At 67.9% G+C, this 22,722-nt stretch carries 20 protein-coding genes and 1 other RNA gene; 9 read left to right on the top strand and 12 right to left on the bottom strand.

Features of this window, described 5'->3' with window-relative positions; all coding sequences use genetic code 11:
* Nucleotides 1–148 precede the first annotated feature (148 nt).
* Entirely contained in the window at nucleotides 149–1,168 is a 1,020-nt protein-coding gene (locus AC07PA_RS23405; RefSeq protein WP_007852539.1) for an AraC family transcriptional regulator, read from the top strand.
* Nucleotides 1,169–1,197: 29 nt separating this feature from the next.
* Here AC07PA_RS23405 and AC07PA_RS23400 read toward each other — a convergent pair whose 3' ends face one another.
* From AC07PA_RS23400 to AC07PA_RS23370, 7 genes are all read right to left on the bottom strand, one after another.
* Complete coding sequence (locus AC07PA_RS23400) at nucleotides 1,198–1,665, bottom strand: hypothetical protein (protein ID WP_007852541.1); 468 nt, start codon at nucleotides 1,663–1,665, stop codon at nucleotides 1,198–1,200.
* A gap of 124 nt (nucleotides 1,666–1,789) precedes the next feature.
* Complete coding sequence (locus tag AC07PA_RS23395; RefSeq protein ID WP_494605933.1) at nucleotides 1,790–2,068, bottom strand: hypothetical protein; 279 nt, start codon at nucleotides 2,066–2,068, stop codon at nucleotides 1,790–1,792.
* A 23-nt stretch (nucleotides 2,069–2,091) separates the two neighbouring features.
* The gene (locus AC07PA_RS23390; RefSeq protein ID WP_007852546.1) at nucleotides 2,092–2,397 is read right to left on the bottom strand and encodes a hypothetical protein; all 306 of its coding nucleotides are present in this window, start codon (nucleotides 2,395–2,397) and stop codon (nucleotides 2,092–2,094) included.
* A 189-nt stretch (nucleotides 2,398–2,586) separates the two neighbouring features.
* Nucleotides 2,587–3,312, bottom strand: coding sequence for a GGDEF domain-containing protein (locus AC07PA_RS23385; RefSeq protein WP_494605935.1), 726 nt, complete (start codon nucleotides 3,310–3,312; stop codon nucleotides 2,587–2,589).
* A 9-nt stretch (nucleotides 3,313–3,321) separates the two neighbouring features.
* Nucleotides 3,322–3,711 carry a DUF1987 domain-containing protein gene (locus AC07PA_RS23380; RefSeq protein ID WP_494605937.1) on the bottom strand — a complete coding sequence of 130 codons (390 nt, stop codon included), beginning with the start codon at nucleotides 3,709–3,711 and terminating at the stop codon, nucleotides 3,322–3,324.
* Nucleotides 3,712–3,741: 30 nt separating this feature from the next.
* Nucleotides 3,742–4,974 (bottom strand): SpoIIE family protein phosphatase, encoded by a 1,233-nt coding sequence (locus AC07PA_RS23375; RefSeq protein WP_007852553.1) that lies wholly within the window; start codon nucleotides 4,972–4,974, stop codon nucleotides 3,742–3,744.
* Between the two features lie 91 nt (nucleotides 4,975–5,065).
* Nucleotides 5,066–7,393, bottom strand: a complete 2,328-nt coding sequence (locus AC07PA_RS23370) for an EAL domain-containing protein (RefSeq protein WP_494605940.1) — start codon at nucleotides 7,391–7,393, stop codon at nucleotides 5,066–5,068.
* A 229-nt stretch (nucleotides 7,394–7,622) separates the two neighbouring features.
* Between AC07PA_RS23370 and AC07PA_RS23365 the strand changes: the two genes are divergently transcribed.
* Entirely contained in the window at nucleotides 7,623–9,743 is a 2,121-nt protein-coding gene (locus AC07PA_RS23365; protein ID WP_494605942.1) for a TonB-dependent receptor family protein, read from the top strand.
* Between the two features lie 3 nt (nucleotides 9,744–9,746).
* Here AC07PA_RS23365 and AC07PA_RS23360 read toward each other — a convergent pair whose 3' ends face one another.
* On the bottom strand, nucleotides 9,747–9,953 hold the full coding sequence (locus AC07PA_RS23360; protein WP_494605944.1) for a hypothetical protein: 207 nt from the start codon (nucleotides 9,951–9,953) through the stop codon (nucleotides 9,747–9,749).
* 315 nt (nucleotides 9,954–10,268) lie between these two features.
* Here AC07PA_RS23360 and AC07PA_RS23355 point away from each other — a divergent pair, with 315 nt between their 5' ends.
* From AC07PA_RS23355 to AC07PA_RS23335, 5 genes are read left to right on the top strand one after another with little or no spacing between them, the layout of a single operon-like run.
* On the top strand, nucleotides 10,269–11,045 hold the full coding sequence (locus AC07PA_RS23355) for a DUF3348 family protein (protein ID WP_035202842.1): 777 nt from the start codon (nucleotides 10,269–10,271) through the stop codon (nucleotides 11,043–11,045).
* Complete coding sequence (locus AC07PA_RS23350) at nucleotides 11,042–13,978, top strand: DUF802 domain-containing protein (RefSeq protein WP_494605946.1); 2,937 nt, start codon at nucleotides 11,042–11,044, stop codon at nucleotides 13,976–13,978. Before AC07PA_RS23355 ends, AC07PA_RS23350 begins: the two co-directional genes overlap by 4 nt.
* Nucleotides 13,975–14,631 (top strand): OmpA family protein, encoded by a 657-nt coding sequence (locus tag AC07PA_RS23345; protein ID WP_007852565.1) that lies wholly within the window; start codon nucleotides 13,975–13,977, stop codon nucleotides 14,629–14,631. The genes AC07PA_RS23350 and AC07PA_RS23345 overlap by 4 nt, the downstream gene beginning before the upstream one ends.
* Nucleotides 14,628–15,233, top strand: a complete 606-nt coding sequence (locus AC07PA_RS23340) for a DUF2894 domain-containing protein (RefSeq protein ID WP_007852568.1) — start codon at nucleotides 14,628–14,630, stop codon at nucleotides 15,231–15,233. Before AC07PA_RS23345 ends, AC07PA_RS23340 begins: the two co-directional genes overlap by 4 nt.
* Before the next feature lie 22 nt (nucleotides 15,234–15,255).
* Nucleotides 15,256–15,753 carry a DUF2127 domain-containing protein gene (locus AC07PA_RS23335; protein WP_494605949.1) on the top strand — a complete coding sequence of 166 codons (498 nt, stop codon included), beginning with the start codon at nucleotides 15,256–15,258 and terminating at the stop codon, nucleotides 15,751–15,753.
* Between the two features lie 86 nt (nucleotides 15,754–15,839).
* On the opposite strand, the gene ssrA is transcribed toward AC07PA_RS23335, so the two are convergent.
* The 4 genes from ssrA to ompA form a co-directional block, all read right to left on the bottom strand.
* Nucleotides 15,840–16,226, bottom strand: a transfer-messenger RNA (tmRNA) gene (gene ssrA, locus AC07PA_RS23330).
* Nucleotides 16,227–16,238: 12 nt separating this feature from the next.
* Nucleotides 16,239–16,928: a phosphoglycolate phosphatase gene (gene gph, locus AC07PA_RS23325; RefSeq protein ID WP_494605951.1), complete on the bottom strand. Its 690-nt coding sequence runs from the start codon at nucleotides 16,926–16,928 to the stop codon at nucleotides 16,239–16,241.
* A 23-nt stretch (nucleotides 16,929–16,951) separates the two neighbouring features.
* Complete coding sequence (gene ubiG / locus AC07PA_RS23320) at nucleotides 16,952–17,680, bottom strand: bifunctional 2-polyprenyl-6-hydroxyphenol methylase/3-demethylubiquinol 3-O-methyltransferase UbiG (RefSeq protein WP_494605953.1); 729 nt, start codon at nucleotides 17,678–17,680, stop codon at nucleotides 16,952–16,954.
* Between the two features lie 214 nt (nucleotides 17,681–17,894).
* On the bottom strand, nucleotides 17,895–18,542 hold the full coding sequence (ompA, locus tag AC07PA_RS23315) for an outer membrane protein OmpA (RefSeq protein WP_145698330.1): 648 nt from the start codon (nucleotides 18,540–18,542) through the stop codon (nucleotides 17,895–17,897).
* A gap of 222 nt (nucleotides 18,543–18,764) precedes the next feature.
* On the opposite strand from ompA, the gene gyrA reads away from it, so the two are divergent.
* Together gyrA and serC are read left to right on the top strand one after the other, a co-directional pair.
* A complete protein-coding gene (gyrA, locus tag AC07PA_RS23310; protein ID WP_494605954.1) occupies nucleotides 18,765–21,428 on the top strand; it encodes a DNA gyrase subunit A in 2,664 nt (887 codons plus the stop codon).
* A 143-nt stretch (nucleotides 21,429–21,571) separates the two neighbouring features.
* Nucleotides 21,572–22,681 (top strand): 3-phosphoserine/phosphohydroxythreonine transaminase, encoded by a 1,110-nt coding sequence (gene serC / locus AC07PA_RS23305; protein ID WP_007852583.1) that lies wholly within the window; start codon nucleotides 21,572–21,574, stop codon nucleotides 22,679–22,681.
* Nucleotides 22,682–22,722: the final 41 nt, after the last annotated feature.

Below are 22,722 nucleotides of genomic sequence, written 5' to 3'. Positions count from 1 at the left end.
CGGGTACAACCGGGAACAGGGCACAACCTCGACCGTGATTGTGGAAAGCAGCTGGCCATTCGTTACTATCGCAACCTTGCCAAAACACTGACTTCAGCGCACCACCGCGCGTAAACCCTGATCCCCTTCAGCCCCTGATTTCCACCCGATGAATCCCCGTACCAGTTCCGCCGCCTGGGTGCGCGGCACCACCGACATGATGGCCGCCGAGGGCCTGCCCGTGGCCGAGCTGTGCGCCGAGGCCGGCATCGACCTGGCGGCACTGCAGCAGCCACATGCACGCGTGGACGTGGACCGGATCAGCCAGCTGTGGGACCTGGCCGTGGCACGCTCCGGCAAGGTGGACCTGGGGCTGTGCCCGCAGCTCACCGCACGCTACGGCAACGTGGACGTGGTGGGCTATGCGCTGGCATCGGGGCCGAACCTGTTGGTGGGCTTTCAGCACCTCACGCGCCACATGGCCGTGATCTCCGACTGCACCGCGTTCGCGCTGGAGCGCGAAGCGCGCGGCTACTGGTTCTCGATCGCGCACATCGGCGGCACGCGCCCGGTGCCGCGCCAGCGGGTCGAGTACGCGCTGCTCACCCTGTTCACGCTGTGCGGATGGCTTACGCGCCGCGAGCTCACCCCCCTGGCCGTGGAACTGAGCACACCAGCACCATCCCCCGGCAGCGAGGCCCGCTACGAGAAGGCTTTCGGCCTGCTGCCGCGCTTCGGCCAGCCGGCCAGCCGCATCCTGCTGGCCGAGGCCGACATGCTGGCCGACATCCCCACCCACAACCCGAGCCTGTGGGCCATGCACGAGCGGCTGGTGGAGACCGAGCTCGACCACCTGGGCCATTCGCTGGCGAGCACGCGCGTGCGCGCCGAGGTGGCGCGCATCCTGCACAAAGGGGAGCCGCGCCGCGACGACATCGCTGCGCGCCTGAACATGACCGACCGCACCCTGCAGCGCCGGCTGCAGGCCGAATCGGCCACCTACCAGCAGTTGCTCGACGACACACGCCGCGAACTGGCGCGCCAGTACCTGGCCGACCCGCGCCGCAACCTCACCGAGGTGGCCGACCTGCTGGGCTTTGCCGACCAGAGCAACATGTTCCGCGCCTGCAAGCGCTGGTTCGGCATGCCGCCCGGGCAGTACCGGGCGCAGCTGCAGCATGGCGCCTGACAGCGCCCACCGGAGAGCGCTGCCAACGCTCAGGCGTCTTCGGGAATCAGCCCCTTGCTGTTGAACGCGATCTGGCCGTACATCAGCTCATAGACCAATTGCTTGATCTCGATCTGGTTGAACGGATCGCCGTCCTTGAAGCTCACCTCCCACTCCCGCGTCCCCTCGTCGTTGAGCACCACGGAATCCGGACGCAGGCGCACGGCAAAAATGGGCAGCCGGGTGCCGGTGAGAGGATTGAGCGTGAGAAACATGACCCGGCCCCACACTGACTCGGCGCCATCGCTGCAGATCAGCAGGTAGGGCGACGACTCACCGGAGGGTGTGGTGATCACCACGTCCTGTCCCACATCGGCCACGAAGAAACCCACGTCCGGCAGGCCGCTGGCCTGCTTGAGCGAGGCAAGGAATCCCGTGTACGCCTGCCGGATTTCATGGCAGTCGCGCGCCCTGCGCAAGGCCGTCTGGCTGTTGGCGGGCATTTTTTCGGTGAACATGGGTCATCTCCAATAGGTCTGGAGACAGTGGCAGGTGCAGCCCGGAAGGTCAACACAATAACGACCATTGCGCATGGATCGCCTCACGCCACAGCCGAGCCCCACCAAAGCCGAACCCCGAAGCTCAGCCCTTGTTTCCCGGCACCATCTGGATGGTGGCCAGCCCCACCTGCCGGCGCGGCACCAGCCAATGCATCCACAGCCCCCGCACCCAGGCCAGGGTGAAGACCAGCGCAAGCGCCAGCACACCCGCGTGCTGCAACTGCCAGGCGGTGTAGAAGGCGAACGGCTGCGCCACCAGCCCAGCCAGGCAGGCGCAGCGGCGCGCCGGCTCATGGGCAGACTGGGACAGCCATGCGGCAACGGCGCCGCACAGCGCCATGGCGATCTGGTCGAGTGTCATGCCGGCATGCTCCACACGGCCGCTCAGGCCAGGCGCACTTCGAAGTAAGCGCCATCGACCTCGCCCAGGCCCTGGTAGCCAGCCTCGCGGGCGGCGTTGGCGGCCTTGGTCCACTGGCCGGCCAGCGCCAGGTCCTCGGCGCTCACGTCGCTGCCGTCGGACTCCTGCAACTGCATCACGGCGCGCAGCGCATCGGCCACCACGTCGGCGCCACCCAGCTTGCGCTCCAGCACCCGCAGGTACCGGCCCTCGGCCGCCATGCGCTCCCTGGGGGGCAGTTCAGGATAGTCGCGCAGGGCTACGGTACAGGTCGTTTCGATGGCTTCCATGCAAGGCTCCTTGTAGATACTGTAAAAATATACAGTATTTTCAAGAAAACCGCATGCGTCGTCGCTGTCGTGTGGCAAGCGCGCACCACCCGCCCCCCGCCCGTTCAAGCAATTCTTGGCGCTGGGCGCCATCGCGCAGCAATGCGAGAAAGGGATGAAGGCGCGAAGCGCCTGCGGGGGTGCTTTACTTCAGGCCTCGACCATGGCCGCGCGGGCCACCTGGTTGCGCCCGGCCCGCTTGGCCTGGTACAGGGCCTCGTCGGCACTGCCGTAAGCGGCATCGAAGCTGCTGCCCCGCTCCTGCCAGCTCACGCCGAAGCTGGCGGTCACGCGGCTGTGGTCCGGCAGCTGGAAATCATGGGCCGCAATGGCCCGGCGCATGCCCTCGGCCGCATGGGCCGCCGATTCGAGCGAGAGGCCGGGCAGCAGCGCAGTGAACTCTTCCCCGCCCACGCGCCCGATCTGGGCGATGGAAGGCGCCACACCCTTGAGGCAGTCCACCACGCCGCAGATCACCGTGTCGCCGACCGGGTGGCCGAACGAATCGTTGACGCGCTTGAAGTGGTCGATGTCCAGGACGATCAGCGCCAGGCTGTCGCTGGCCAGGTAGCGGTTGGAGCGCTCGATGATGGCCGCGCGGTTGAGCACGCCCGTGAGCGGGTCGTGCGTGGCGCGGTACTCCAGCTGGCCGGTGAGGTCCTGCAGGCGCTGGTTGAGCTGGTTCATCTCCAGCTCGGCGCGGTCGCTGCGCCGCACCATGCGGCGCGTTTCGCGCAGCAGGCGCTCGTAGGAGGTCAGGAGTTCGCCCAGGGCGTGGCGGTGCGCGCTCGGCGGGCTGGCCGCGTCATCGAAGGCCAGGCGCGCCGCCAGCAGGGCCCGGCTTTCGGCATCGAACAGGTCAGGTGCGTCGGACATCGAAACCCGTCACGCCGATTTCACTGCGTGGTTGACGAACTGGATGGCCGTGAAGTCGTCCTTGAGCTCCTGGCCGAATTCGAAGATGGTGTCGTCCTCTTCGTCGTGGAACCAGTTGAGCACCACCTCGTTGCCCGCCTCGGCGGCATCGCTGAGCAGGCCGACCAGGTTGAACAGCATCTTCGTGCTGGAGCTGTTGAAGTACGCCAGGGCGATGCTGACGCTGATCTTCTTGTCGCTGCAGGCACCCAGGTAGGTCTCCAGCTGGCGCAGGATGTCGCCGTAGAACGCCGCAGCGTTCTCGGGGTACGACTCGCCACGCAGGCCGAGCGTGTTCTCGTCGAACTTGAAGTCCACTTCCGGCGAGCTGGGGGTGGGGGGAATGTAGAGGTTGTCCATCCGGGATTTCAGGGTGTGGGGCCAGGGGTTCTAGGCCCGAAAACAGAAGAAGGTCAGGTCGTCGCGGCGCTGGTGGCTGCCCTGCCAGGCCTGCAGCGCCTGCTGCATGGCGGCGTTCAGTTGCGCGGGGGTCTGCTCGCGCTGGGCCACGATCACCTCCTGGATGCGGCGCTTGCCGAAGGTGATGGCCTTGGGGCCGCCGACCTGGTCGATCAGGCCATCGGTGGTCACGAACACCAGGCTGCCGGGTGCCAGTGCCACGGTGCGTGTGGTCCAGGTGTAGTCGAACGCGCTGTCCACGTAGCCCACGCCCTTGCGCTCGCCGGCCACCACCTGCACGGCGTCGACACCGGGCTCCAGCACGAAGAGCGAGAGGTTGGCGCCGGCAAAGCGCAGCTCGCGCGTGGCGGGCTCGTACCAGAAACAGGCGGCATCCATGCCGTCGTCCGACCCGGGGGTATCGTCCTGGCCGTCCATCTGACCGAGCATCTGCTTGATGGAGCGGTTGACGCTGGACAGCAGCTGTGCCGGATCGCGCGGACCGAACTGCTCGATGGCCTTGCCCAGGGTGCTCGATGCGATCAGCGTCATGAAGGCGCCGGGCACGCCATGGCCGGTGCAGTCGGCCACGGTGGCGAACCAGCCGTCGGGCATGGCGGTGAACTGGTAGAAGTCGCCGCCCACCACGTCGCGCGGCTCCCAGACCAGGTCGGCATCGGCCTGGGCCTGCACCAGGGCATCGCGCGAAGCCCGCAGCATGGAGCGCTGGATCACGCTGGCGTACTCGATGCTGTGCATCACCTGGCGGTTGCGCGCGGCCTGCAGTTCGGCCACTACGCGCATCAGCTGCAGGCCGTGGCCGACGCCGACGAAAGATCCGTCGCGCGCGACGATGAAGCCGTCCGAAAGCGCCTTCTCGCCATATTCCACGGTCTTGAAGGTCAGCTCCTCGATGCCCATGGCGGCATCGACGATCAGCGGCGCCTTGTCCATGAAGGCGATGCAGTTCTTGCGCCCGTAGATTTCCCAGCGGTAAGGCTTGCTCATTTCGGACATGAAGATGTCGCGGTTGATCAGCCCGATGGGGCGGCCCTTCTCGACCACCGGCAGGCTGATCAGGTCCTTGTGCTCGGAGAAGATCTCCATGACCTTTTCATTGGTCTCCTCGACCGCCATCCAGGGCACCTCGACACACATGTCCCCGGCGCTGGGCTGGCGAAATCGCGGACGGCAGTCTTGCAGATAGGCGGGGAGTTCGGACATGAGGAGGGCCGTCGCGGCAGGAAATGTCACCAGAGCTTACAAGTCACATATTGCGGTTGCGTGACAAATGGTCCCGCCAGGGGCGACCATGTCATTCACTGGGCGCCATGCCCGGCACCAGGCGCCCATGCCCTGCCTGCCATCGCCCGGCCAGGGCCGGGGCGGGCGCCGCCTGCGCCGCCGTGCGCGGATCGCGGCGCACCAGTTGCTGCAGGTACTGCGTGAACGGCAGGGGCTTGGCAATGCCGAAACCCTGCACATAGTCCACGCCATAGGCGGCCAGCAGCGAGCGCTGGGCCGGCGTCTCGACGAATTCGGCGATGGTCGTGAGCCCCATCGTCCGCGCCACGTCGCAGATGGCCAGCACGACGCGCTGGTCGACCCGCGAGGACAGCACGTCGCGCACGAAGCTGCCATCGATCTTCACGAAATCGAGCGGCAGCGACTTGAGGTAGTCGAAGGTCGCCAGGCCGGTGCCGAAATCATCGAGCGAGGTGCGCGCCCCCATGGCGCGCAGGCTGGCCAGCAGGTCCACGGCGCGGCTGCGCTGCACGATGCCGGCGGTCTCCGTGACCTCGAAGCAGAACATCGCTGGGTCGAGCCCGCTGGCAGCCAGGCACTGGTCGATGTGGGCGAGCAGCCGCGGGTCCGACACCGACGAGCCCGACAGGTTGATCGCCACCTTGCCCAGGTCGCGACGGGAGATGCCATGGGCCACGAGGGCCGCAAACACCTGCGTGATGACCCACCGGTCCACCTGCGGCATGAGGCCGTAGCGCTCGGCCAGCGGCAGGAATTCCCCCGGCAGGTGCGGCGATTCGCCGCCCGAGGACCAGCGCAGCAGCACCTCCACGCCCAGGTCGCCGTCGTGGTCGCCATGCGCCGACCGGATGGGCTGGCAGGCCAGCCACAGGCCACTGGTCTCCGGGCTGCCGGCGGGCAGGCGCAGGGCGTCCTTGAGCGCCTCGATCTGGGACAACTGGCCCCGGCGGATGCGCATCAGGTGTCCTGGCGCCAGGTCCATGCCCTGCGCATGCCGGTCGCTCAGCGCGGGGTCGCCATCCACCTCGCACAGCAGCATCAGCGCTGCCAGCACGTCGTCGCCCAGGGCCTGCCCCTCGTCCAGCGGCAGCAGCCCGAACGCTGCCTGGATGCGCACGCTGTGCTCGACAAAGACATAGCGGCGCCCGTCCAGCGCAGTGCGCAGCTGCAGCAGCCGCGCATGCACGTCGCCAGCCGCCACCGGCACGGCCACCACGAAGAACCCATCGCGCGGCCGGGCATAGAGACAGCCGCGGCCCAACTGGTTGCGCAGGTAGATGGACACGTCCTGCTCGATCTCGCGCGTGGGCCCCAGGCCGATCAGGTCCACCACATGCTCCAGGTTGTGCAGGCTCATGCCGATCAGGTGGACGGGGCCCGGCCCTGCCGCCTTGAGGGCCTTGAGCAGGCCGCGCTCGTTGAGGAAACCCGTCAGGCCATCGTTGCTGGCGGCCTCGTGCAGGCTGCGCTCCATCTGCCGGCGGTGCTCCATCGTGGCCGAGGCGAAGAAGCTGAGCGCCGCCAGGCAGACCATGAGCACGGCCTGGTCGAGCACCATCAGGTAAGGGCTGTGGCCTGCCGGCAAGGGGGGCGTGAAGGCCAGCAGGGTCAGCGCCGAGAGCGCCGTGGCCAGGTGCACGAACAGCGGGCTGCCGCGGTAGGCGGCCCAGGCCACCAGCAGGAAGACGACGTAGCGCACGGATGGACCGATGCCCGCCCCCACCACCGAAGAGCCCCACTGCGCCATGGCCATGACAAGCACCAGGCCTGCCAGGCAGAAGGTCTGCCACCGCGCCCACTGCAAGGGGCCGGCCCGCCAGCCGCCATCGAGCGCGTGGGCCGCCATCTCGGTGAGCCGCGTGAACAGCAGGATGCCGAACACCTCGGACATGCCCATGACACCCGCCACGCGCAGGACGCCGCCCGGCGGCCCGCCCGGAGCGAGCAGGAACTGCCAGCTGCCCAGCGCCGTGAGGACCGCCGCACCCGGCAGCACGGTCAGGGCATGGAAGCGGATGGCCGTGGCAACCGGGTTGCGCCCCGCCTCATGGCGCCGGTCCCGCTGCATCAGCCACCATACCAGGCCGACGGCAGCCACCAAGGCCACCACGCCGATCAGCGACTGCAGCACGGGGATGCCGTGCAGGGCATGCCACAGAGCCACGGCCGCGCCCAGGAACCACAGCATGCGCAGCCCATAGGCCAGCACCAGCCCGATGGCGATGCCGTCGGCCGGCCAGACGAGGCTCATGTCCAGGCTGCCGAAGGCATAGGCCTGCGAGGCCTGGGCCACCACCATCCACAGCAATGCGCCCGCCAGACCGCGTCGGTGGTCGAAAGGCAGCGGGCCGGTTGCGGGAACAGGTGTCGAGGGCATAGGGGTTGCAGGATAAGGCAACCCGCGGGTTGCCCGGCGGCGGGCGCAGCAGGGACGCCGTGGCGCCCCGAGCCTCACCTTCGCATGGCAATGTGACAGGAATGAGGCATGCTGTGGCTTTCCGCCCGCAGACCGGCCAGGGCAAGGCCGATCCAGGGACATTCGCTGACAGGCCGCGCCGGCGTCCTGCGCTACGCTGGCCACGCCCTTGCCACTCCCACCTTCGCCCATGCTCCCTGCCCTTGCCCCGCACCGCCATCCGCCCGGCTACCGCGCTCCGGCCCTGTCCACGGTGCTTGCGGCGCTGGCCGCCCTGGCAGCAGCACCCGCCATGGCGCAGCCCCGAGAAGGGGGCACGCTGGCCCCTGTCGAGGTGCAGGGCAACGCCGAGGCCCAGCGACGCTTCGACAGCGCGGCCAGCCACACCAGCGTGCCGGTGGACGGTTTCACGGCCGCAACGCCGCTGGTCCACCTGTCCGAACTACTGGCCGGCCAGGCCGGCGTGGTGGCACTGGACCGGCAGAACCATGCGCAGGACCTGCAGATCGCCGTGCGCGGCTTCGGCGCGCGCTCCACCTTCGGGGTGCGCGGGGTGCGCATCCTGGTGGACGGCATCCCCGCCACCATGCCCGATGGCCAGGGCCAGGCGGCCACGGCGCAGCTGCAGTCGGCCGCCCAAGTCGATGTGCTGCGCGGCCCGCTGGCGCAGCTCTATGGCAATGCCGCCGGCGGCGTGCTGCAGGTGAGCACCCGCGACCCGCGCGCGGGCGGCGGGGCCCAGGCCTCGGTGGCTGCAGGCTCATTCGGCCAGCGGCTGGCCGGTGCCTCGTTCGACTTCGGCGACCGCGCGCTCTCAGGCCTGCTGGACGTCTCGCGCTTCGAGACCGATGGCTGGCGCGACCACAGCGCCGCACGGCGCACCCACCTCAACGGCAAGCTCGTGGCCCGCCCCGATGCGGACACGAAGATCACCGCCCTGCTCAACCTCTACCACCAGCCCGACGCACAGGACCCGCTGGGCCTGACGCGCGCGCAGTTCCACGCCAACCCGCGCCAGGCACCCGAGGTGGCCGACAGCTTCGGCACACGCAAGTCGGTGGCGCAGAACCAGTGGGGCCTGGTGCTGGAGCGGCAACTGGGCGCCGCCGACAGCGTGCGCGCCCGCGCCTACGGCGGCAGGCGCTCGCTCACCCAGTACCTGTCGTTCAGCGGTGCGGCCGAAAACAGCGCCGGCGGCGTGGTCGACCTGGACCGCGACTACCACGGCCTGGGCCTGGCCTGGACGCACAGCGCGAGGATGCCCTCGGGCCTGCCGCTCACCTGGACCCTGGGCGTGGATGCCGACCGGCTCTCCGAGCAGCGCCAGGGCTTCGTCAACCAGAACGGCGAGGCCGGCGCACTGCGCCGCAACGAGCGCGACCGTGCGGGCAACACCGACGTCTTCGCCCAGGTGGACGCCTGGCTCGCGCCCACCTGGCGCGCCGTGGCAGGCGTGCGCGCCAGCCGTGTGGACATGCGCGTGAGCGACCACTTCATCACCCCCACCAACCCCGACGACAGCGGTGCGCGCCGCTGGCGCCAGACCAGCCCGGTGCTGGGCCTGGTGTGGAGCGCCGGCGACCAGCTCAACCTGTATGCCAATGTGGGCCGCGGCTTCGAGACCCCGACCCTGGCCGAGATGGCCTACAGCCGGGACAACACCGGGCCCAACTTCGGTCTGGCAGCCTCGCGCAGCCGCCAGATGGAGATCGGTGCCAAGTGGCAGGGGGCCGTGCACCAGGTGCAGGCTGCCTGGTTCGACGCGCGCAGCCGCAGCGAGATCGTGCCCGCCGCCACGGTGAACGGCCGCACGGTCTTCCAGAACGCCGACAACGTGCGCCGCCGCGGGCTGGAGCTGGCCTGGAGCGCGCAGGCCGGCGCCTGGAAGCCGCGCGCAGCCTACACCTGGCTCGACGCCTTCTTCGGGGATGCCTACGCGGGTGCCGGGGGCGCCCGGGTGGCCGCAGGCAACCGCCTGCCCGGCACGGCGCGCCACGTGGCGCAGCTGGCGCTGGACCATGCGCCGAGCGCCGCATGGCAACTGGGCGCCACGCTCGATGTGTCCGGCAAGGTGTTTGCCAACGACGTGAACAGCGAAGCGGCCCCCGGCTTTGCCGTGGTGGGCCTGCGCGCCGGGTACACATTCGGCGACGCCACTGCCAGCACGCGCTGGCAGGCCTGGGCCCGTCTCGACAACCTGCTGGACCGGCGCTACGCGGGCTCGCTGATCGTGAACGACGGCAACGGCCGCTTCTTCGAGCCTGCTGCGGGCCGGCGCATCATGGTCGGACTCAGGGCCCAGTTCCTCTGAGTGCTAGCCCGCTGGCGAAAAAACAGCGGGCGCGTCCTGCATGCCCTGGCGCCAGGTCTTCACGTCGGCAAACTCGCGTGTGCAGCCCGTGCACAGGAGCCGCTCGGTGGCGCGCAGCACGCCCTGGGTGTCGCGTGCCACTACGCGGCGGTAGCTGGTCGCTCCGCAGAAGCCACAGGAATTCGCGGGGGAGTATTTTTGGGATTGCATTACTGATTGCTTATACAGCAGTGGCCTGCCACACCCCCTGGCAAGGGCAATGGCCTTCTTCGGCGACGCGATACTTGCGCGACGTTTGACAAAAAATAGCGACAGAAGATGCCATCTTGCCGCGGCTTTTCGATGCATTGCCTCAAAGACCGCTTTTCCGGCCCGCATTTCATGTAACAGCTGCAACGCCGGGGCCCCGCTTTTCGGGATCCTGGCCCATATGAACGAAAATACGCGGTTTTGCCCACGGGGACCCGTTTCCCGGATGCCTGCCTCCCATGAGGGCTGCAGGCGAAGTGAATGGCTACCCCCGGGATGTATCTGCACCAACGAATCGATAGCTCACGCCTCGTCGTCCTGCTCGCGCAATGGACGCGGGCAGAGCGTGCCCCGGCACAGCAGGACGTGGCGGAACAGCTGGGCCAGTGGCTGAGTGTGGTGGATGCAGTCGAGCTCAATGGCTCGCTGCGGTCGATCGAGGCCCATATGGCCCCGTCCGCCGCGGGAGACGAGTCGGCCATCGATGCGCAGGCCCTGGAGGACCTGCTGCACAAGACCAAGGCCGACCTGACGCGACTGGCAACAGCCCCTGCCCGATCGGCCCGGCCGCTGCGCGAGCGTGCTGACAACACCCCCGTCGAGCAGCCCGACCCGCAGGTCCAGGCCGATTTCGCAGCCCATGGGCCGCGCTATGCGGAGCAGCAAAAGCAGCTGGACGCCCGCCTGGGCGCCCTGCGCACCCAGGTGCGCGCCGCCCTGCTCAAGGGCCCAGCGCCCCTGCGGCAACTGGCGGCGCTGGACGGGGTGATGGAGCAGATGCTGGGCGTGCGCGAGCAGCGCCTGTGGGCATCGCTGCCCGGCCACCTGGAGCGGCGCTTCGTGCAGTTGCGCAAGGCGCACCAGGCCCGGGTGCAGGCCTCGGGCCAGGCCGACGACCCGCTGCGCTGGCGCCAGGCCGGCGGCTGGCTTGCCGGTTTCGAGCAGGACCTGCAGGCCCTGCTGCTGGCCGAGATGCAGGTGCGCATGCAACCGATCATGGGGCTGCTGGAGGCAGCCCGCAACGAGAACAGAAGAACAGGTAATCAGGAATGAACAAGAGTGTGATGGCCGGCGTGTTTGCAGCCGGCCTGGCGGTCGCCGGTTGGGTGGCCTGGGGTTTCGTGGGCACCAGCCCACTGGCGCTGGCCATGACGGCCGTGATCGCGGCGGTCTACCTGCTGGGCGCCTACGAGCTGCAGCAGTTCCGCTCGGCCACCGGCGCCCTGGCCCGCGCGCTGGCCGATGTTCCGGTCGAGCCGCAGGCGGACCTCGCCGCTTGGCTGGAGCGCCTGCCCCCGGCCCTGCGCCACCCCGTGCGCCAGCGCATCGAGGGCGAGCGCGTGGCGCTGCCCGGCCCGGCCCTGGCACCCTACCTGGTGGGCCTGCTGGTCATGCTGGGCATGCTGGGCACCTTCCTCGGGATGGTGGTCACCTTCCAGGGCGCGGTGTTCGCGCTGGAAGCCTCGTCCAACCTCGACGCCATCCGCGCGGCGCTGGCCGCGCCCATCAAGGGTTTGGGCCTGGCGTTCGGCACCTCGGTGGCCGGCGTGGCCACCTCGGCCATGCTGGGCCTGATGTCCGCCCTGGCCCGGCGCGAGCGCCTGCAGGTGCTGCGCCTGCTCGACACCCGCATCGCCACCCTGCTGCGCCCCTTCTCGGCGGCGCACAAGCGCGATGGGATGTTTGCCGCCCTGCAGACCCAGGCCCAGGCCATGCCGCTGATTGCCGAGCGCCTGCAGAACCTGATGGAAGGCCTGGAGCGCCGCCACGGGCAGCTCAACGAGCAACTGGTCAGCCACCAGCAGGGCTTTCACCGCGAAGCCGCGACCGCCTACACCGCGCTGGCCAGCACCGTGGGCGCATCGCTGCAGGACAGCCTGGCCGCCAGCGCCCGCCAGGCCGGGGACAGCATCCGCCCGGTGGTCGAACAGGCCATGGCCGCTCTGGCGCAGGAGGCCGAGCGCTCACACCTGCGCCTGCGCGAGGCCACCGATGCGCAGCTGCAGGCCCTGTCCGCCCAATGGGAGGGCACGGCCCGCCAGGTGGCCGCCACCTGGACCGACGCACTGCACAGCCAGCGCGAGACCCAGGGCCACCTGGTCACACAGCTCGACGGCGCGCTGCAGACCGTGGCGCAAGGCTTCGAGCAGCGCACGGGTGCGCTGCTGGGCTCGCTCAGGGAAACCGTGGACCACTCCCACGCCGCCCAGGCCGCGGCCGACCAGCAACGGCTGGAAGGCTGGAACCGCTCCATGGAGGGCACTGCCAGCGCCCTCACCGCCGAATGGCAGCGCGCAGGCGAGCGGACCGCAGCACAGCAACGCGAGGTGGGCCTGGCACTGGCCGGTGCTGCCGCACAACTCGACCAGACGCTGCAAGCCGCCAGCCAGGCTTTCGACCAGCGCGCGGGCAGCCTGCTCGCCTCGCTGCAGGACACGGTCGCCCAGTCCCATGCGTCCCAGGCCCAGGCCGACCAGCAGCGACTTGAAGGCTGGAACCGCTCCATGGAAGGCATGGCCGGCACGCTGGCTGACGAATGGCAACGCGCCGGCGCCCAGACGGCAGAGCAGCAACGTGCCGCAGGCCAGGCCCTGGAAGGCGCCGCCACGCAGCTCGAGCGCGCACTGCAGGCCGCCACGCAGTCCTTCGAGCAGCGCGCCAGCGCCCTGCTGGCATCGCTGCAGGACACCGTGGCGCAGTCGCATGCGGCACAGGTACAGACCGACCAGCAGCGCCTCGAAGGCTGGAACCGCTCCATGGAAGGCATGGCCGGCACTCTGGTTGCCGAATGGCAGCGCGCAGGCACGCATACGGTGGAGCAGCAGCGCGCCGTGGGCCAGGCCCTGGAGGGCGCCGCCACGCAACTCGACCGCGCACTGCAGGCGGCCACGCAGTCCTTCGAGCAACGCGCCAGCGCCCTGCTGGCTTCGCTGCAGGACACCGTGGCGCAATCGCACACGGCCCAGGTGCAGGCCGACCAGCAGCGCCTGGAGACCTGGAGCCGCTCCATGGAGGGCATGGCCGGCGCCGTCACGGCCGAGCTGCAGCGCGCAGGCGCCCAGGCCGCCGAACAGCAGCAAGGCCTGTACCGCACGCTGGAAGGCACGGCGACCCAACTCACCGAACGCATGTCCGGTCAGGTGGAGCAGACCCTGGGCAGCAGCGCCCGCCTGATGGAGCAGTCCGATGCGCTGCTGCGCACGCGCGTCGAGGCCGAAGCCCGCTGGGAAGAGGCCCAGGGCGAGCGCATGGACAGCCTCACCGCCGTGTGGCGCACCGAGCTCGCAGCCCTGCGCGATGACGAGGCCGCGCGCGGCCAGGCAGCCGTGGAGCGGCTCGATGCGCTGCAGGCCGCCGTGGCCGGACACCTGGCCACGCTGGGCTCGGCGCTCGAGGCGCCCCTCACGCGCCTGCTGCAGACGGCATCCGACGTGCCGCAGGCCGCGGCCGAGGTGATCACCCAGCTGCGCCAGGAGATGACTCGCTTGGGCGAGCGCGACAACCTCGCGCTGGAAGAACGCACGGCCATGATGGAGCAGCTCGCCACGCTGCTGCATTCCGTCAATGAGGCCGCCGTGCAGCAGCGCGCCGCCATCGAATCGCTGGTCGGTTCGGCCGCCCAGGTGCTCGAGCAGGCGGGCCAGCAGTTCAGCGAGGCCCTGGGCACGCAAGCCGGCAAGGTGGACGAGGTGGCCGTGCACGTGGCGGCCAGCGCCGTGGAACTGGCCAGCCTGGGTGAGTCGTTCAGCCACGGCGTGGGCTTGTTCACCGCCAGCAACGACAAGCTGCTGCAGGGCCTGCAGGGCATCGAAAGCGCCATCGGCCATTCCCTGGGCCGCAGCGACGAGCAACTGGCCTACTACGTGGCCCAGGCGCGCGAGGTGATCGACCTGAGCATCTCCTCGCAGCAGGGCATCGTCGAAGACCTGCGCCGCCTGCACGGGCAGGCTGCGGCCACCGCATCGGCCCAGGGAGTGGCCGCATGACGGGGATGGGTTTCGACGACACCCTGGACGACGCCACCGAGCAGACTGCCCCGGTCTGGGCCGTGTTCGGCGACCTGATGGCCGGCCTGCTGGGCGCCTTCGTGCTGATCCTGGTGGGCGTGCTGGTGGTGCAGATCGACCTGGTGAGCAGCCTCAAGCAGGAGGTGGAAAAACGCCAGGCGGAAGAGCAGCGCCGCATGGCGCTGGAAAAGGCCCTGGCCATCCCCCTGGCCAGCGGCCGCGTGACGGTGAGCAACGGCCGCATCGGCATCAGCGGCAGCGTGCTGTTCGCCACGGGATCGGCCGAGCTGCGGCCCGAGGGGCGCCAGTTGCTGACCACCCTGGTGCAGCCCCTGCTGGTGTACCTGCGCGAGCGCGACGAGATGCTGATGGTCAGCGGCTTCACCGACAACACCTTGCTGCGCAGCGGCGGCAGCCAGCGCTTTGCCGACAACCTGGAACTATCGGCCCAGCGCGCGCTGACCGTGACCCGTGCCCTGGCCGAAGAAGGCATGCCTTCGTCCCAGGTGTTTGCCGCAGCCTTCGGCGCCGAGCAGCCCGTGGCCGACAACGCCGACGAAAAGGGCCGCGCGCAGAACCGCCGCGTGGAAATGGCCCCGGTGCCCAGGGCATCCAAGCCCAAACCGCCATGAGCGAGCCCACGCTGGAGTCCTTGAAGGCGGATGGCAGCGACGGCCATGATCCCGCGCGTTTCCAGTACCTGGAGGCTCTGGCGCGGCGCATGCAGGCACAACCGCTCGCCGTGCAGGCCTTGCTGCAGCAGCGGCTGCAGGCCGCCGTGGTCGACTACGCCGCGCGGGCCGGTGCTGCCACCCCATCGCCAGCACCGCCCTTGCGCGCCACCTGTGCAACGGACTCGCCTCTGGCCCTGCTCAACCGCAATCTGGCTGCACGCGCGCAGGCCGAGGCCGACCACGTTCGCACCAGCGAAAGCACCAGCACATCGGAAATGAAGAGCGTGCGCCAGTTCAGCGAGGTCTGGTCCAAGATCTCCGCCGACCAGCAGGTCACGCAGGCACTGCACAAGGCGCCCGAAAACGCAGGCCCCCTCAACTCGCACAAGCTCATGCTGCGCTCGCTGGGCCTCATGCGCGGGCTCTCGCCAGACTACATGCGCAGGTTCATGGCGCAGATGGATTCACTGCTTTGGCTGGAGCAGACGAATGCCGATCTGGCGCGCCCGGCGCCCAGGGCGCCACGCCCGAACCGCACCAGGCGGCAGATCGAGCGATAGGCAAGCATCCACTGCGGCTACCATGCCAGGCATGCACCCGCCAACGCCTGGGGACGTCCCGCCACCTCATCGCAAGGCACTGCGCGCCATTGCCGCCTTCGAGGCCCTCAAGGGATTTGCAGCCCTGGCGGCCAGCCTGGGCTTCGTGGGGCTGCTGCACCACGACCTGCACCACATCGTGGCCTCGTTGATCGGGCACATTGGCCTCGCGCCCGGCGACCGCTATCCGGCCATGGTTCTCACCGACATCGATCACCTGATGGGCACCAATCTCAAGCCCTTGCTGCTTGCCGCCGCAGCCTACGTACTGGTGCGCTTCGCCGAGGCCTACGGACTGTGGCAGGACCGGTGGTGGGGCGAATGGCTGGGCGCGCTGTCCGGAGCGCTGTACATCCCCTTCGAGCTATGGCACTTCGCGCACCGGCCGAGCGTGGCATCGGCTGCTGTGGCGCTGGCCAACATGGCCATCGTGGGATTCCTCGGGCAGCAGCTGTGGCGGCGCCGGCGTCAAAGTCCATGAATGCGCACCACGGTGCGCAATCCTGCAGGCATCGGCCAAGAAAAAAGGCGCTCATCCGGTCAGGATGAGCGCCTTTGGTCGTTAGGTGGTGGAGCTGGCGGGAATTGAACCCGCGTCCGCAAGCCTTCACCAGGCAGATCTACATGTTTAGCGGTCTGATTTGGATCTCGCCGCCTGTGTCGCGCAGTCGCACGCTACACCGGCCGCCAGCACCCTTGAATCTCGCCCCAACCCAAGGTACCCGGATTGGAGCCAGCCCATGTAATTATCCTTGCAGCCGGGAGGCGCTGATTGCTCAGAACCCCCTTGCCCAGCCCATCGGCCAACTGTTGCAAGGCTCACTGGCAATTAAGCAGCGAGTGCGAAACGTTCGTCGTTTGCAGTTAGTTTGTTAAATCGAGATTTACGAGCGTGAATCAAGCTCGACATGCACCACACTGACTCCGAACCCACGTCGAAACCAGGACAGCCCCAGACTACCTATTTTAGGCCTGTCCCAGCAGTTGCAAGAGCTCGGAGGGAGATTTAATTGCAGCGTGCGCTCCCCAGGCATGCGGGGCCTGGGCAGAACCCAGGTAGCCGTAGGTGGCGGCCACGGTACCCATGCCGGCGGCCAGGCCGGCCACGATGTCGCGTTCGTCGTCACCCACGTAGATGCACTGGCTGGCGTCGATTTTCAAGCGCGCAGCCGCCTCCAGCAGCGGCGCAGGGTGCGGCTTGGCATGCGGCGTGGTGTCGCCGCTGACCACAGCGCCCGCGCTGGCGAACAGCGGCATGGCGCGCGTGAGCGGGTCGGTGAAGCGCATGGCCTTGTTGGTCACCACACCCCAGGCCAGACCCCGGGCCTGCAGCGCCTCGACCAGTGCCGGCACGCCCTCGAACACCTCGGTAAGCACCGTCATGCGCGCTTCGTAGTTGGCAAAGAACTCCTCGCGCAGGGCAGCGAACTCCGCGTCCTCGGGCTTGAGGCCGAAGGCCTCGCCCAGCATGCCGCGCGCACCGGCGCCGGCCATGGGGCGGTAGCGCGCCAAAGGCAGGGACGCCATACCCCGGTCGGTGCGCATCTTGTCGGCGGCAGCGGCCAGATCAGGGGCGCTGTCGATCAGGGTCCCGTCCAGGTCGAACAGGACGGCGCGGATGTTGTGGAATACAGGATTCAGGGCGGGTGTCGTCACGGAAACGGATCTCTCAGGTCAAATCAGGCCGCGCGCTGCGTTGCGAACATGTAGTTCACGCTGGTGTCGTTGCTCAGCCAATAGCGCTTGGTCAGCGGGTTGTATTCCAGCCCCCGGGTCTGCAGCACATCGAGACCCGCGCTGCGGCAGTGCGATGCCAGCTCGCTCGGGCGGATCATCTTGGCGTATTCGTGCGTGCCGCGCGGCAGCATGTTGAGCACGTACTCCGCCCCCACGATGGCCAGCATGAAGGCCTTGGCATTGCGGTGGATGGTGGAGAAGAACACCCAGCCGCCGGGCTTGACGAGTTCGGAGCAGGCCTTGACGACGGAGGCCGGGTCGGGTACGTGCTCGAGCATCTCCATGCAGGTCACCACATCGAAGCTGGCGGGCTGCTCGGCTGCCAGTGCTTCCACGCTGATCTCACAGTACTGCACCCCTTTGGTGCCGGCCTCGAGCGCATGCAACTGCGCCACGCGCAGCGCCTTGGTGGCCAGGTCGATACCGGTCACGTCAGCCCCCTTGCGCGCCATGGAGTCGGCCAGGATGCCACCGCCGCAGCCCACGTCGAGCACGCGCTTGCCGCCCAGGCCGCTCAGGGCGTGGATCCAGTCCAGCCGCAGCGGGTTGATCTGGTGCAGCGGGCGGAACTCGCTGTCCGGATCCCACCAGCGGTGGGCCAGCGCGGAAAACTTGGCCAGCTCGGCCGGGTCGGCGTTGACAGGGGGGATGGTGGTCGTTTCTTCGCTCATGGTGTGCATTGTCAACGATGCTGCATGCCCGTCAGAAAGCCGCACCCCTGGCAGTCCGTCCCAGGGAATGCTTTTGCTGCCATATATATAGATATAGGGGCATGCACGGGTTGCACGCGGGGTACGGCAATTTGTAACAATACAGAATCCGGAAAGGTCTGGACGAAAAAAAGCCCCGTTGCCGGGGCTTTCTTGGTGCGAACCAATCGAGAGATTAGTTAGCGCGGGTGCCAACCACTTCGATTTCCACGCGGCGGTTCTTGGCGCGGCCTTCAGCGGTCTTGTTGTCAGCCACTGGTTGCTTTTCGCCCTTGCCTTCGGTGTACACGCGGTTCTTTTCGATGCCCTTGGACACCAGGTAAGCCTTGACGGCTTCGGAACGGCGGACCGACAGCTTCTGGTTGTAAGCATCGGAACCCACGGAGTCGGTGTGACCCACGGCGATGATGACTTCCAGGTTGATGCCCTTGACCTTGGAGACCAGGTCGTCCAGCTTGGCCTTGCCTTCTGCCTTCAGCACCGACTTGTCGAAGTCGAAGAATGCGTCAGCAGCGTAGGTCACCTTGCTGGCCATCACTGGTGGCTGAGCAGCTGGAGCTGGTGCTGGAGCTGCTGCTGGAGCAGCGCCAGGAGCTGCTGCTGGAGCAGCAGCGGCGGGTGCTGGAGCAACAATGGCGCCATCGCAGCCTGGAGCGGCGGTAGCCGGCGTCCAGTTGGCATTGCGCCAGCAGTATTCGTTGGTGCCGTTCTTCCAGACCAGTTGGCCAGAAGCATCTCTCCAGTTGTCAACGGTTTGGGCGCCAGCGGCGGTTGCGAGCGCTGCAGAGGCAAACAACATCGCCACTTTGTTCAGTTTCTTCATGGTTCTCCTCTTGGGGAAAAAGCCGCAGCCGCGCTGCGAATCAGGACGCTTGAGGTGACCATCACCCAAAGCGTTCAAACGATTGTGCCATACGTAACAGGGCAAAAGCGCCCGCACCGCATTGGGGCCCGTAGGACAAAACCGTAATTGCGGCGATATGTTGCGAGAGCGCGACACGCTTTCCCCTCTAAAATGATTCTCCTTCGCCGTCACCGCCGCCCTATGACCCAGTTTGCCAAAGAAACCCTGCCCATCAGCCTCGAAGAGGAGATGCGGCGCAGTTACCTCGACTACGCGATGAGCGTGATCGTGGGCCGGGCGCTGCCCGACGCGCGCGATGGCTTGAAGCCCGTGCACCGGCGCGTGCTGTTCGCCATGCACGAGCTCAACAACGACTGGAACCGGCCTTACAAGAAGTCCGCGCGTATCGTCGGCGACGTGATCGGCAAGTACCACCCGCACGGCGATTCGGCGGTATACGACACCATCGTGCGCATGGCGCAGGACTTCTCCTTGCGCCACATGCTGGTGGACGGCCAGGGCAATTTCGGATCGGTGGATGGTGACAACGCGGCCGCAATGCGGTACACGGAAATCCGCCTGGCGAAGATCGCGCACGAAATGCTCGGCGACATCGACAAGGAAACCGTCGACTTCGGGCCCAACTACGACGGCAGCGAAAAGGAGCCGCTGGTCCTGCCCAGCAAGCTGCCCAACCTGCTGGTCAACGGCTCGGCCGGCATCGCGGTGGGCATGGCCACCAACATCCCGCCGCACAACCTCAACGAAGTGGTCGATGGCTGCCTGCACATGCTGCGCAACCCCGATGCCACGGTCGACGAGTTGATGGAGATCATCCCCGCACCCGACTTCCCCACGGCCGGCATCATCTACGGCATCAACGGCGTGAAGGACGGCTACCGCACGGGCCGCGGCAAGGTCGTGATGCGCGCCAAGTGCCACTTCGAGGACATCGACCGCGGCCAGCGCCAGGCCATCATCGTCGACGAGCTGCCCTACCAGGTCAACAAGAAGACGCTGCAGGAGCGCATGGCCGAGCTGGTGCACGAAAAGAAGATCGAGGGCATCAGCCACATCCAGGACGAGTCCGACAAGTCGGGCATGCGCCTGGTGATCGAGCTCAAGCGCGGTGAAGTGCCCGAGGTGGTGCTCAACAACCTGTACAAGCAGACGCAGTTGCAGGACACCTTCGGCATGAACATGGTGGCGCTGATCGACGGCCAGCCCCGCCTGTGCAACCTGCGCGACCTGATCAGCGTCTTTCTGCAGCACCGCCGCGAAGTGGTCACGCGCCGCACGGTGTTCGAGCTGCGCAAGGCACGCGACCGCGGCCACGTGCTCGAAGGCCTGGCCGTGGCCCTGGCCAACATCGACGACTTCATCGCCATCATCCGCAACGCCCCCACCCCGCCGGTGGCCAAGGCCGAGCTGATGGCCCGCCCCTGGGACAGCAAGCTGGTGCGCGAGATGCTCACCCGCACGCGCGCCGATGGCGGCGTGGTCAGCGCCGACGACTACCGCCCCGACGGCCTGGAAAAGGAATTCGGCATGGGCCAGGACGGCCTGTACCGCCTGTCGGAAACGCAGGCCCAGGAAATCCTGCAGATGCGCCTGCAACGCCTCACGGGCCTGGAGCAGGACAAGATCGTCGCCGAGTACAAGGAAGTCATGTCGGTCATCGAAGACCTGCTGGACATCCTGGCCAAGCCCGAGCGCGTCTCCACCATCATTGGCGAAGAACTCACCTCCATCAAGACCGAGTTCGGCCAGAGCAAGCTGGGCGCACGCCGCAGCATCGTCGAGTACAGCGCGCAGGATCTGTCCACCGAGGACCTGATCACCCCCACCGACATGGTGGTGACGCTCAGCCACACCGGCTACATCAAGAGCCAGCCGCTGTCCGAATACCGCTCGCAAAAGCGCGGCGGACGCGGCAAGCAGGCCACGGCGACCAAGGAAGACGACTGGATCGACCAGCTCTTCATCGCCAACACGCACGACTACATCCTGTGCTTCTCCAACCGCGGCCGGCTGTACTGGCTCAAGGTCTGGGAAGTGCCGGCAGGCTCGCGCGGCTCGCGCGGTCGCCCCATCGTCAACATGTTCCCGCTGCAGGAGGGCGAGAAGATCAACGTGGTGCTGGCGCTCACCGGCGACATGCGCACCTTCCCGGCCGACCGCTACGTGTTCATGGCAACCAGCATGGGCACCGTGAAGAAGACCGCGCTCGACGAGTTCAGCAACCCGCGCAAGGGCGGCATCATCGCCGTCAACCTCGATGACGGCGACTATCTGATCGGCGCCGCCCTGACCGACGGCCAGCACGACGTGATGCTGTTCAGCGATGGCGGCAAGGCCGTGCGCTTCGACGAGAACGACGTGCGCCCCCTGGGCCGCCAGGCCCGCGGCGTGCGCGGCATGACGCTGGAAGACGGCCAGAGCGTGATCGCCATGCTGGTGGCCGAGGACGAGACACAAAGCGTGCTCACTGCCACCGAGAACGGCTACGGCAAGCGCACCAGCATCGTCGAGTACACGCGCCACGGCCGCGGCACCAAGGGCATGATCGCCATCCAGCAGAGCGAGCGCAACGGCAAGGTCGTGGCCGCCACGCTGGTGCATGCCGACGACGAGATCATGCTCATCACCGACAAGGGCGTGCTGGTGCGCACCCGCGTTTCCGAGATCCGCGAGCTGGGTCGCGCCACGCAGGGCGTGACGCTGATCGCGCTGGACGAAGGCTCCAAGCTCAGCGGCCTGCAGCGCATCGTCGAGAACGATGCCAACGTGGTCGAGGGCGAAGGCGGCGCATCGGATACCGGCAGCGATGCCGCGCCGGACACCGACAGCCCCACCGAGTCCTGACGGACTGCATGTGCGCGGCAGCACCCCGGGGCACACCGGGTGCTGCACGCCATGCGCCTTCGGGCAGCATGAAGCAATGCGGGCCAGCGCAGCGCAAGCCGCCAGCCCACCGAGACAGCCATCCATTTTCCGTTTTGCCTGACATGAACCGCCCCTACAACTTCTCCGCCGGTCCCGCCGCCATTCCCGCCGAAGTGCTGCAACAGGCCGCTTCCGAAATGCTGGACTGGCACGGCAGCGGCATGGGCGTGATGGAGATGAGCCACCGGGGCAAGGAATTCCTGTCCATCTACCAGCAGGCCGAGGCCGACCTGCGCACGCTGCTGGCCGTGCCCGCGAACTTCAAGATCCTGTTCATGCAGGGCGGCGGCCTGGCCGAGAACGCCATCGTGCCGCTGAACCTCTCGCGCGCCGCTGCGGTGGACTTCGTGGTCACCGGCAGCTGGAGCCAGAAGTCGCAAAAGGAGGCACGCAAGTACGCCTCCGAGGTCAACATCGCCGCCAGCAGCCAGGACAGCGACTTCACCACCCTGCCCGCCCCCGCCACCTGGAACCTGAGCCGCGGCGCGAGCTACCTGCACATCTGCAGCAACGAGACCATCAACGGCACCGAATTCCACGAGCTGCCAGACCTCAAGGCGCTGGGCACGGATGCGCCGCTGGTCATCGACTTCTCGTCGCACGTGGCCTCGCGCAGCGTGGACTGGTCGCGCGTGGGCCTGGCCTTCGGCGGCGCGCAGAAGAACCTGGGCCCCGCCGGCCTGACGCTGGTGGTGGTGCGCGAAGACCTGCTGGGCCACGCCCTGCCCGCCTGCCCGAGCGCCTTCGACTACAAGACCGTGGCCGACAACGAGTCCATGTACAACACCCCGCCCACCTGGGGCATCTACGTGGCGGGCCTGACCTTCCAGTGGCTGCTGCGCCAGCGCGAGGGCGAGCTGACCGGCGTGGCCGCGATGGAGCAGCGCAACATCGCCAAGGCACAGCTGCTCTACAACACCATCGACGCCTCGCAGCTGTACGTGAACAAGGTGGCGGCCAACTGCCGCTCGCGCATGAACATCCCCTTCTTCCTGCGCGACGAGTCGCGCAACGATGCCTTCCTGGCCGGCGCCCGCGAGCGCGGCCTGCTGCAGCTCAAGGGCCACAAGTCCGTGGGCGGCATGCGCGCCAGCATCTACAACGCCATGCCATTGGCCGGTGTACAGGCGCTGGTGGACTACATGCGAGAATTTGAACAAAAGCGCGCCTGAGTCCCCCTTCCCAGCCCCCTCCCGCCGGACGCCCGCCAGAA

This window comes from Acidovorax sp. GW821-FHT09B03 (assembly GCF_059418305.1).
The sequence above is the reverse complement of the archived record's forward strand: the minus strand, read 5'-3'. Positions and strand labels throughout refer to the sequence as shown.